The sequence below is a fragment of the Corynebacterium sp. 212_CJEI genome, assembly GCF_001055915.1.
Taxonomy (GTDB): Bacteria; Actinomycetota; Actinomycetes; order Mycobacteriales; family Mycobacteriaceae; genus Corynebacterium; species Corynebacterium jeikeium_D.
In genome coordinates, this window is record NZ_JVPT01000073.1 from 5366 (window position 1) to 15786 (window position 10421).

The 10421-nt window shown below is 59.2% G+C and carries 4 protein-coding genes; all 4 read right to left on the reverse strand.

Annotation, left to right across the window (positions count from 1 at the left end):
• Positions 1 to 259, reverse strand: a 259-nt coding sequence (locus ADB02_RS11160; RefSeq protein ID WP_049190825.1) for a holo-ACP synthase, incomplete at its 3' end; no start/stop codon positions are given.
• Entirely contained in the window at positions 256 to 9393 is a 9138-nt protein-coding gene (locus ADB02_RS09745) for a type I polyketide synthase (protein ID WP_241482454.1), read from the reverse strand. The genes ADB02_RS09745 and ADB02_RS11160, both read right to left, overlap by 4 nt.
• Positions 9394 to 9745: 352 nt before the next feature.
• On the reverse strand, positions 9746 to 9943 hold the full coding sequence (locus ADB02_RS09750; RefSeq protein ID WP_016422270.1) for a hypothetical protein: 198 nt from the start codon (positions 9941 to 9943) through the stop codon (positions 9746 to 9748).
• 182 nt (positions 9944 to 10125) lie between these two features.
• A partial coding sequence (locus ADB02_RS09755) for a hypothetical protein (RefSeq protein ID WP_049190824.1) occupies positions 10126 to 10421 on the reverse strand: 296 nt, incomplete at its 5' end.

A 10421-nucleotide genomic window follows, 5' to 3' on the forward strand; every position in this document is an offset into this window, starting at 1 on the left:
CCTCTATTTCCCGCCAGTCCAGCTGATCGCGCGCAATCGGCGGTTGGCTGCCGAAGAGAGTCTGCGACCAGGCCTTGATGAAGGCTTCCTTCGCAGCCCAGCGGCCCGCTAAGTGACGCGCCAGAGCGCCGCCGACTGCTCCGCGGCGCCTAGCTACCAGTAGCTCCGCAGGTGTGAAAACAGCCTGCGCGAACTGACTTCCTGGCATATTCAGCTGCTCTTCGAAGCCCGGAATATAGACGAGGTCTACGCCAATCATGGCTGGAGGACACCATCGATCAGACGGGCGCCGTCGGAAAGCAGAACTGCCTTTTCCAATGCAGCGGGTGAACCGAACCGACCACCGTCCGCCAGGTTTCGCTCGCGTGGACGCTCGTAGAGAGCTTCCCCACCGTAAATAGCCTCATCAATGCGACGCAGACCAGCCGCTTCGCGGTTGTGCGCCGCGGACCGCCAACGCTCCGCAGCCTCAGCGCCATCGTGCTGCACTATCGCTTGGTAGAAAGCTTCCGGATGGACGACTGCCACCAGTGCCGAGACATGTCCGAACCCGAGCGAGGTAACAAAGCCAGCCTTCAGCGGCAACGTATTGCCGAAATTGACTGCCTTCGTTGGCCATACCAGACGCGAATGCGCAGCCAATGCGGGATCGACGCAGTCCAGCGATCGATTACCTGGCACAATGCCGCTGCGCAATACCTGGGTCAGACCAATGATCTGGAACGCTGCAGCACCACCCTTAGCGTGTCCCGTCAGCGATTTCTGAGAGACCACCAACAGCGGGTTAGAGCGCTCGCGACCGAGTTCATCTGCAATGCGTTCATGCAGTTCGGACTCATTTGGGTCGTTGGCATTGGTCGAGGTGTCGTGCTTGGACAACACCGCGACCTGATCCGCAGTGACATCGAGTACTGCAAGTGCGCGAGCCAATCGAGACTTCTCGCCGCCCTGAGCGGCCGCTAGCGCACCCAAACCCGGCGCCGGAATGGACGTGTGCGCGCCGTCGGCGAAGGACTGGGCGTATGCGACGACACCGAGCACGGGGAGCCCCATGTCACGAGCGATGTCTCCGCGAGCCAACAGCACCGTGCCACCGCCTTGCGATTCCACAAAGCCTCCGCGTCGACGATCGTTCGGCCTGGAGAAGTACTCATGGTCGATGCCTTTGTCTTCCATGGTGGCGGAGTCAGCTGTGGCGGCCATGTCGCCGAAACCTGTAATTCCCTCTGTGGATAGGTCATCGAAGCCACCTGCGACAACGAAATCTGCCTTACCCAGGGCAATCTTGTCGACGCCCTCCTCCACCGACACCGCTGCCGTCGCACAGGCTGCGACAGGGTGAATCATCTGCCCGTAGCCACCGACATAAGACTGCATAACGTGGGCGGCAATAACATTTGGCAATGCCTCCTGCAGGACGTCATTGGCTCGCGGTTGCCCCAGCAGGCCGTCGATGTAGAGACTGCGCAGCGACTCCATCGCACCAATACCTGTGCCCTGGGTCGACGACACTCGCGCCGGGTTGACCGCTTCCAGCAGTTGCGCTGGGCTGAAGCCCGATGACAAGAAGGCATCGACAGTACAGACAATGTTCCACAAGCTCACGCGGTCCAGATTGTCCATCATGTCTGCCGGAATACCGTATCGTGCCGGGTCAAAGCCCTGCGGAATTTGACCGCCAACATAGCGGCTCATCGCCATTCGGCGCGGAACCTGCACTGGTGTGCCAGCGGCTCGTGTCACAAGCCACTGCCCTGTCTCGGCATCGAAGCTCGCAGTGGTGTTGTCCGGGTTGGAACTGACAAAAGTCTCCGCTGCCGCGCGGTCACGCACAGCAAAGCTCAACGCACGATCCAGGTAGACCGTGGTCAGCTCAGTCATCGTATTATCAACCAAATCGCCATCATCGGCGTAACGACGCACACCAACTCGCGCCAGCACTTCATCGCGGTAACGCGAAGCAATGTCGCTTTCTGCCAACGGTTGCCCGTCGGCGTCGCGCCAGCCACCCTCATAGGAAATCAACCCCATTGACCAGGCTAATTCCACAATTCCTGCTGCAGAAATATCATCGACTTCAGCCTCAAAGCGCGTCCGGGAAGAACCGTACGGCCCAAGCTCACCGGCGCCCACGATGACCACCATGTCCTCCAGAGCCGCTGCGATGTCACCAAAGGTCGGTGTTGTCTGCGCAATTGGTCGGCGAGGGCTTGGCAGGCCGCTCAAAACACGGCTTGACGACGGCTCCTGCGAGCTCGCCCCGCTAGAGATCTCAGAGTTTTGAGCTGCTGGGGCAGCCGCCTGTGCAGCCTCCTGCGCCATTTGCGCAATGTTGAGGTCGACGTCACCCAATCCGCCGGTGAGATCGGCCTGAATCGGGCGGGTTTGTGCCTTCTTCCGAGCCTCCGAGCTCGCGAGCTCAATGAGTTCAGCTGCCATTTCTTCGGTGGAGAAGGTGCGTACTCCCTTTGCTTCCACTGCAGCAACCAATGGGTCGTTTCCACCCATCAGGTTGGTGCCTCGAACCCAACCAATCTGTGCATGAGCCAGAGTGGTGCGGGTGCGCCAAGCGTCCTCCACATTCCAGCGCGCCACCACTGCATCGAGTGCGGCCTTGGCTTCACCATAGGCACCATCACCGCCGAAGCGACCACGGTTCGGTGAACCCGGCAGCACCACATGCAAACGATGGTCCAGATTATTGTCCCCGCCAAGTGCTGACATCCCTGCGATGAGTCGTTCCACCGACCACAGAAGCAGACGCATTTGGGTCTCGGACGCAGGACCGGCGTCGGCAAGCGAACCCGAAACCGTAGGCGCCGCGAACGGGAATAGCAACGTCGGTGACAGTGCAGGCTTGGTCACAACCACTTCCGCACCAATCGTCGTAGTCTGCTCGGTTCCGATCCAGTCGATAAGGGAATCCAGGTCCTGGAAGCTGGACAGGTTCGCCGGTACCACCCACAGCTTCGCCTCGCCCTGCGCATGCATGCGGTAGAGCTGCTTGTAGAAGCTCAGGCGCTCATGTCCCAGGCGTGAGGTAGTGACAACAACGGTTGCTCCCTGAGACAGCAACTGTGCAGTCACAGCGGAGCCAATCGAATTTGGCGATGCACCGGTAACAACTGCGATGTCGGCATTCATCGATAGTTCGTCCACATTCGTGATGGACTCATCCGCCAGCTGTCGGTAGATACTCGCCAACTGTGTTCGCCCTGCCGCGTCTGCCTTGGCAGCCCACCACTGTGCCTGCTCGACTGCGGTTTCGTGGATACTGCCCGGCGCGGTGTCAGCCACGTCTTCATCAGCGGCTGCCCAGAGGCGTGCTAGGTCATCGCGGGAGGTGGCCCAGCGGTCGTCGAGCAGCACTGCCTTGGTGGGCGTAAACGTCGGGGTGACCAGCTTCGGCCAGTCCGCACCGAGTTCAGCAGTGACGAGATTTACCAGGTTGCTGTCGGCGTCTTCGGCATCGAAGTCAATGGCACCGGTAATCTCGTGGCCGAGTTGCTCCAGAATCGTGCGTGCAGCGGTGGCAAGAATTCCTCGTTGACCAGTCAGTTTATCTGCAAACTCAGTGAGTGCAGCCGAGTCGACCATCCCAGCACTACTGTCGCTTGCCGACGGCTTAGCGACAGATACACCTCGCTGCGAGGCGACCGCGAGGATTGCTTCATCGATCAGCTGGTTGAGTTCAGCAGTACTGGTTGGGGCGGCCGGTGCCAGATGCGCAAGATCACCGCCGCGCAGGGATGCGCCCTCGCGAGTACCGAGCATCATCTCGGCGCTAACTGCGGTTGCCCACCCCTTGCCGAGCTGCCATTCATCGACCACATAGTCATCGATGTAATTCGCGCCTGCACCGGCAGGACCGGTAATCCGGCGAATACCGTCGGCAATGGCTTCGGAGAGAATCGGACCGAATGCCGAATACCCACTGGCCAAGCTATCAATCTTGTCCTTTAGATCAGCCAGTTCCGCATCTGCGGCCCCTTCGATTGAACCGAGGTCGAATTCCACTCCGAGATCGAGCAGCAGTTGATTGCGTCGAGATGAGACTCCATCGACCAGAGTCTCAATGGAGTCGGCGGCGCCGAGCTGGTCGGGGCGCACCTTCGTCCATTGGCAAATAAGAACTTCCAGCGCTTCTGCCGGGCTGACTGCGATATCAGCAACTTCGGCAGCCGGAGTGGCAGCACTCGTGATCGTGGTTGCCTGTTCGGTCGCCGCGGATTGGTCTGCGGATACCGCCGGCGCCGCTGATCCTGCTTCTCCCGATGCTCCTGCTGCTCCAGATAGGGTCTGCGCCGCGTCCTGCTCTGGTGTCACCTCCGACTCGGGCTCAGTCTTTTCCGGCTGAATTTGGTCGCGCATAAACGCTGCATCAGCATCACGCTCGAGATTGAGCACTCGAATGTCACGGCTTCGGTGGCGGGGCAACTGGCAGGTACGGGCAGCCAGGTTTGCCAGTGTGGGCGCTGTACCTACACCGACTTCAATAATGCGGCTGACACCGAGATCCTCAAGCAACAGATCCTGAGTTTCGACCCACCTCACCGGTGAGCAGAATTGCCAGGCCAGCAACTCGACCAGCAACATGCGGGCCAGGCGCGCCGGGTTTTCAGCAGCAGTATCAAAGTCGGCAAGGATGTTTTCCAGAATGTCTGAGTCGACGACTGCAGCCATCTGGCGGACGAACTTCTCGGTCAGCTCAAAAGAGGTCGCGGTGAGATTCGGGATATAGCGTCCCACCAGGCGTTCTGGAGCGATTTCCGCTGGCAGCAGCCGCTCCAGGTGTTTACGGAAGGAATCCACACCGTCGCGTAGGACACTGGAGTGGAATGGCACATCAATACCTGGGATACGCACGTATCCCTTGCCGTCCGAGCTGCGGCGCTCGCACTGTTCAGCCAGTGCCGCAAGGCCCGCGACGGTGCCGGCGACGGCGTACTGCTTGCCTGCCAGGTTGAGATTTACGACTTCGAGGAACTCACCGGTTTCCTGCGACAACCGATTAACAAACTCAGTGACCTCGTCCTCGCGTACGCCGATCTTGTCCGGACGCAGGGCGCACAAACCATAGTTGGACCTCCCCTGCTCATCACGTTCGACCAGTTCATGCATGGTCAAACCGCGGCGGTAGACAACCTCCAACACGGCATCTGCGTCAAGCGCACCAGCGAAAGCCGCCAGCGCGTTGTACTCACCGACAGAGTGTCCCGCAAAGTGAGCTGTTTCATCCAGCAGCCCTGCTTCACGGAGCTCCGCAACCTGCGCCAGCCCCAACGTCGCCATCGCAACCTGGGTGAACTGAGTCAGATTCAGGACACCTTCTGGGTGGAAATAGCGCACACCATCCACAACCACCTCTACCGGGTTGTCCCGAACAATAGCCAGTACGGAAAAGCCAAGCTTCTCTCGGGTCATCGCATCCGCCTGGTCCCACACGCGGCGGGCCGCTACGCTGCGAGTCCGGGCAGACAGCCCCATCCCCTGTGATTGAATCCCCTGGCCAGGGAAGACATATGCAGTCGTCGGTGCGGCAATTACAGCAGTGGCAGTCAGTACCAGCTCGCCCTCTACTGTGGCCGTGACTTCACGGACTTCACCGGCGCCTGGACGGTCATCAAAACCACGGCGTTCGACAGAGAATTTCACTTCCTGACCAGGTAGAACCGGACTCAGCATAGTCGCAGTGAACTCAATCACCCGATTGCCAATGCCGGCATCCGACGTGGCAACAGCCGCATGCTCGGCCATCGCCGACAGCCACATTCCATGGACAATAACCCCTGGTAGACCAGCTAGCGCTGCTGCCCGGGAATCGACGTGGATAGGATTGCGATCGCCCGTGACACAGCTAAATGGCTCCATCGCCTTAGGCGCTTCCACGGTCAAGGCACCGCGGAAACTCCGTGGCGTATCCGTGACCGTTGGAAATGGCACAGTATTGGTCCGCGCTGTCTCGCCGCCGTTTCGGCCACGAATGGCAAAGCGTTCACTCAAGGTGGCGAGCAGCGTATCGCCATCACGAACCTCCGCGCGCACCACAACTAGTCGCCCTAAGTCCGTATCAACGGCCTCGTCGACACGCGCACTAATCCGCAACGTTGTGGTTTCCTGCGGCAGAGCTCCAATCATACGAATGTGATGCTCAAGGTGAACAAGCGCGAGCATGCCCTCAACAACATCAATGCCGGTCTCAGTACGCGCCTGCGCGACTGCCGCAAAAATCGCTGGCCAAGCATGCCCGACCAACGCGTCCGGCACCGTCGCCTGTGACTCATCGCCGGCAGCTGCAATAGTGACCGCATCGTAGTCAGCCATCGCCATCGGATCCCACACGGATTCCCACTCCGCGACCCCATCGACGATGTTTGCAAGCTCACCGCCAGCCGCGATTCGCGTCAGCTCCCGCATCGCGGCTGCCGCATCCTCATGCTTGACGACGGGCACTGCGCCCACCGCTGCACTCTGGCACAGGCGAATTCGCAGTTGCGTATTCTCCCCCGCAGCATCGGGCAGCGGAACGGTCAGCTGTGCCCAGACGAGCTCCTCCCCGCCCTCATCATTGCTGCCATCAGCTCCAATGGTCTCCAAAATGGCACCAGTACCTGGGTGCTCCAGGCGTTGTGAACGAGAGACATCACTTGCGTCAGATACACATACCCACTCATGTTCCGCGCCAAGTGCCAGCGCCGGATTCGGCTGCTGTCGACCAGCCCACCAAATCACAGGTGCTGCGAGCATCCGGCTGAGGGCGTCAACAGGTGCCTCCGGCAGGTAGCCGGTATCCGTCAATGCCTGTGCAGTAGCTTTTTCAAACCGACCCAGAATTTCCGCTACTGGCTCATTCGCGCGGGTAATGCCCGAAACAGCCTGCGGCCCTGGGATGATGCAGACTTGATCCGCATCGTAGCGAGAGTCATGCGCCTGCCATAGGGAGTCCGATCGCCACCAGCGACGAACCTCATCATCGATAACCGGAACGAATGGCACAGGTTTGCCAGGTGTGCGGCAGAGCTCAGAGATAAAGAAGGTGACATCTGCTGGGTGGAGCTGGGTATCCAGATCCAGCAGGCCGGACAGTCGCGAGATTTCGTTCTGCGGCTGGGTGTGCAAGCTGTCGCCGTCGGCAAGCGCGTCAAACGTGCCCGCGTCGACTGCATTCAGTCGTGCCTCTACGCGGTCGACGAGTGCGACGAAGCGCGTCGACCACGTTGGATCGAGGAACGTCCCTTCGGGCGCACACAGTTCGAGATAGCGGTTCAGCACCTCGGCATACGTCATGGTGCTGACATCTCCGAAGTACGGCTTCGCGGTGGCGTTAATCGCCTCGATGATCTCTGCGCGTCGTTCAGTCACCTTAGTGAGGCCACCTGCGACTTCGTCAAGCAATCTGCCTGCGCGTGCTGCGGCGTTATCAATTTCGTGGATATCAGCACCCAACTGGCTGCGCCCCGACGCCATGCCATCCATGGCGCTACCAGCGGGAATCCAGTTGTCAGTGCCGACGGTGTCGACCAACATTTGTTTCACGGACTCGGAGGCGGTCGACTCCTTTGCTGCCATCGCAGCTGTGCCGATGATGACAGCATCTACCGGCATCGGCGCCAATCCGCACCGTGTCGACCACGTGCCCATCAGATAATCACGGGCCTGCTCTGGCTTGCCGATACCGCCGCCAACAGCAAGCACCACATCTCGCTTGCGGATCTTTGCGTAGGTGTTAATTAGCAGGTCATCGAGATCTTCCCAGGAGTGGTGGCCACCGGCACGCCCACCTTCAACCTGCATGATGATTGGATACGGCGTGCCCTGCTGCGCCAAGGTGTCTGCAATTTCGAGCACCGACTCGATTTGAGCGATTGTGCCCGGTTTGAAGGAGATATGCGGAATCCCGCCCTCACGCAGCTGCTTTACTAGCTCAACTGCCTCGTCCACCTCGGGGATTCCCGCGGAGATGGTGACGCCATCAATCGGTCGCCCCGCTGCCACTGCGCGCGGGAGCAAACGGCGGCTTCCAATGTGCAAACCCCACAGGTACGGATCCAAAAACATGGTGTTGAACTGTGCACTGCGGCCCTCCTCGAGCAGATCGGAGAGTCGCGCCACATTAGCCTCGAAGATTTCCGGCGTGACTTGGCCGCCACCGGCCAGCTCCGCCCAGAACCCCGCATTCGCAGCAGCCGCCACAATTTCAGGGTCAACGGTTGTCGGGGTCATACCGCCGAGCAGAATTGGCGAGCGCCCGGTCAACTTGGTGAACTTCGTCTCGACACGGGGCTTGTCTCCAGTGACCAGACGCGGCGCAAACTCCAGCCACGATGTCGGGTGCTCAATGTCGCTCTCAGACAGGACGCCCCTCCCCGCAGCTGTCGCCGCAGGAATCACCGCCACGCCATAGCCTTCAGCGTTGCGTTCTGTCAGCTTGACGACGCCTGTGTTCGGCCCCAGATCCAAAATGGTGGTTGCTCCTTGGTCGATGAGCCCCCGTACCTCGGCGCTCCAGTCACTGGGGTCAACCAAGATTGCACGCGCAAGCCGGTCCGCCGTTTCCGCATCTAGCCCAATGCGCTCAGCTCGCTCCACTACCCATGCCACAGCAGGTACCAGCGCTGGGTGATGGAATGCGCCACTAACTGGCAGAACTGTACATTCGACTTTCCGACCCTTCGGCTGCTGCGTTGTGAGCTGCTCTGCCAGCTGGTCTAGTTCATCCTGCTTGCCGATAACTACGCTGGTAGTCTGCGTATTCTTCAGACCGATGACACAGCCCTGGGGGAGGAAAGGCTCCAACTCCTCGACCGTCAGGCCAGAGATACTCATCATCGGCGCGTGCCCAAATCCGGCTACTCGGCTTCCGCGCGCACACGCCACACCGATGAGGCGAGCTAGCGCCAGAAGCTCTGCTGCCTTCTCTGGGCGAGCGACAATCTCAGCGGCAAGAACACCTTGCGAATGACCGGTTACCGCTACCGCTTCGGTGATATTAATTCCCTGCTTTTCCAGCAACTCGACAATGCCCAACTGTGCCAAGACGATGCCCGGGACGCTGACCGCAGGGTTGGTTGTATCTCCGGTAAATGGCTCGTCTGTAACGAGTGAGATTGCCCAGCCAAAGGGGTCGAAACCTGCGGGAAGCTGGCCGATGAGATCGTCGTCAAGCGGTGTGAGCAGTTCCTCAGCGCGAGTGAAAACTTCCCGTAGTTTCTTTGAGTTGCCACTGGCCATGACGCTGGAGAGAGTGTCCAGCCATGGTTGCGATTGACCGGCGAAAGTGACTGCAAAAGTGCCCAGGTCTGGAGCAGTTACGACGTTGGTCTGCAAAGTGGCGAGTTTTTCGTATTTCACGTGGCTGAGGTCCTTGTCTTGTGGAGTACGAAATGAAAACATCTTTTGTTTCCAAATCCTTGCCAGGACACTATGCCATAAATCATGAGGAATCCATCATGTTTTTCTCGCGCAGTTTCGCGGCGCCATCAACGCGAAGATAATTTGCAGCCCCAAAACGAGAGGCTGAACACGGCTGCGAAATCAGCGAGTACAACGCTTCGAAAGCGCAAGAACTTCGCAGGTAGGAAACAGTGTTCCCCTGTCGAAAAGTTGCTTGCGCTTCACCACCCTGGCAGCGCCGGCGGTGGAAAATAAAACGCGGAAGACCGAGCCAATTTATGCCCAATCGGTGATGAACATCACACCCGGAATGCGTGTCAATGGGCGCCGAGAACGCTCAATCTTTCCTCGATTAATCGCCTAGCATATCCAGAATTGTGGACTCCGCTTCTTCTAAGCGCCGCTCTGACTCTTCAAGGTCCTGCTGCGACTTACCATCGCGCTCGACCTTGCCGTCGAAGATTGCGCAGGGATCATCGTTGACCACAGTGTCGTCGGGAACTATGCCACGACGCGCCATGTACTCATCCAGATGCATCGAGATGCTCATGTTGCCTCCCTGCTTCCACCTTACGATTCAAGATACGATTCGATCAGCGTCATTGTATCGACAGATTCGATTGCCCTACGCAGTGGAATGAGCGGACAGAGGTTTCCCAGAATGGTACTCACGCGCGCTGTGCGGCTGCCCCGTCTTGCGTTCCCCTTATCGATGCGAAAACTGTCGCAGGTCTACGACCGGTCTGGCGGCCAGGGTTTTCCATCGGGGAAATACCGGTCAAACTTCCAGCCCAGGCGGAACGGAAGCACAAACTTAGGAGGGCAGTTGTTGGCCTCCCACATTGTCTCCGGCTTAGCTGCGTGTTCAGCCACCTTACGGTCGGTGTACACCCCGTGACATATAGGGTCGTAGTAGTCTGGCTCGTCAATCTTGTGGGCGGGCGTACCACTAAATACCCCGTAGAGAATCTGGTCGCGACTATTGACCTCGACCTCGAAATCTTCCCAGGTACCAATCATGTCGCCAG

Coding starts and splice junctions, on each gene's coding strand:
- ADB02_RS09750 (WP_016422270.1), bottom strand. CDS start 9,943: ATGAGCATCTCGATGCATCTGGATGAGTACATGGCGCGTCGTGGCATA.
- ADB02_RS09745 (WP_241482454.1), bottom strand. CDS start 9,393: ATGTTTTCATTTCGTACTCCACAAGACAAGGACCTCAGCCACGTGAAA.